Here is a 1,595-nt window from a genome sequence, read left to right as displayed (position 1 = left end):
AGCTAACCGCAAGCCACAGATCATTGACATGCATTGAAAGAAAGAAAATGGAAAGAAGACAACAGCGTTCTACCGGCGTGGAAAGCTTCGGGCAATTAGTACCACTCGGCTTTGGTCTCTCAACCTTTACACCTATGGCCTATCAACGTCGTAATCTACAACGACCCTTTAAGGAAGTCTCATCTCGTGGCTAGTTTCGCACTTAGATGCTTTCAGCGCTTATCTATTCCGGACGTAGCTACCCTGCCGTACACCTGGCGGCATAACAGGTTCACCAGCGGTCCGTCCAACCCGGTCCTCTCGTACTAAGGTCAGATCCACTCAAACTTCCAGCGCCCACAACAGATAGGGACCGAACTGTCTCGCGACGTTCTGAACCCAGCTCGCGTGCCACTTTAATGGGCGAACAGCCCAACCCTTGGGACCTTCTCCAGCCCCAGGATGTGACGAGCCGACATCGAGGTGCCAAACCTCCCCGTCGATATGAGCTCTTGGGGGAGATCAGCCTGTTATCCCCAGCGTACCTTTTATCCTTTGAGCGATGGCCCTTCCATACAGAACCACCGGATCACTATGTCCGTCTTTCGACCCTGGTCGACTTGTGGGTCTCACAGTCAAGCAAGCTTATGCCATTGCACTCCACGTACGGTTACCAAGCGTACTGAGCTTACCTTTGAAAGCCTCCGTTACCTTTTTGGAGGCGACCACCCCAGTCAAACTACCCACCAAACAATGTCCTCGACATAATCGAGTTAGAAACCGGATACAGAAAGGGCGGTATTTCAAGGGTGATTCAACGACTCCTGGCGAAGCCGCTTCATTATCTCCCGCCTATCCTACACATCCTGTACCCAATTCCAATGTTAAGCTATAGTGAAGGTGCATGGGGTCTTTCCGTCCCGTTGCGGGTAACCGGCGTCTTCACCGATACCACAATTTCACCGAGCTCATGGCTGAGACAGCGCCCAGATCGTTACACCATTCGTGCAGGTCGGAACTTACCCGACAAGGAATTTCGCTACCTTAGGACCGTTATAGTTACGGCCGCCGTTTACTGGGGCTTCGATTCAATGCTTCTCTTGCGATGACATCCCCTCTTAACCTTCCAGCACCGGGCAGGTGTCAGGCCTTATACTTCATCTTTCGATTTCGCAAAGCCATATGTTTTTGCTAAACAGTCGCCTGGGCCTTTTCACTGCGGCTGCTCATCGCTGAGACAGCGCCCCTTCTCCCGAAGTTACAGGGCCATTTTGCCGAGTTCCTTAGCCATGATTCACTCGAGCACCTTAGGATTCTCTCCTCGACCACCTGTGTCGGTTTACGGTACGGGTTTTTATAACCTGAAGCTTAGCGGGTTTTCTTGGAAGTCTGATTACCTGCACTATCAGCGCCCCCGAAGGTTTGCTGTACTATCATGTTTCGGCACAAACTGCGGATTTGCCTACAGTCTGTATACCTACGCACTTCAACGGACTATTCCGTCAGTCCGCGGCAGTGTCACTACTCCGTCACCACATCGCAGTTATAAAAAGTACGGGAATATTAACCCGTTGTCCATCGGCTTACTCCGTTCGGATGCGCCTTAGGCCCCGACT

Annotated in this window: 1 rRNA gene; it reads right to left on the bottom strand. The window is 51.8% G+C overall.

From position 1 onward, the window contains the following. Nucleotides 1-75 precede the first annotated feature (75 nt). Nucleotides 76-1,595, bottom strand: a 23S ribosomal RNA gene (locus tag ACSZOX_RS22350); the annotation flags it as partial.

It is taken from the genome of Sphingobacterium sp. LRF_L2 (assembly GCF_965644235.1).
Taxonomy (GTDB): domain Bacteria; phylum Bacteroidota; class Bacteroidia; order Sphingobacteriales; family Sphingobacteriaceae; genus Sphingobacterium.
The sequence above is the reverse complement of the archived record's forward strand: the minus strand, read 5'-3'. Positions and strand labels throughout refer to the sequence as shown.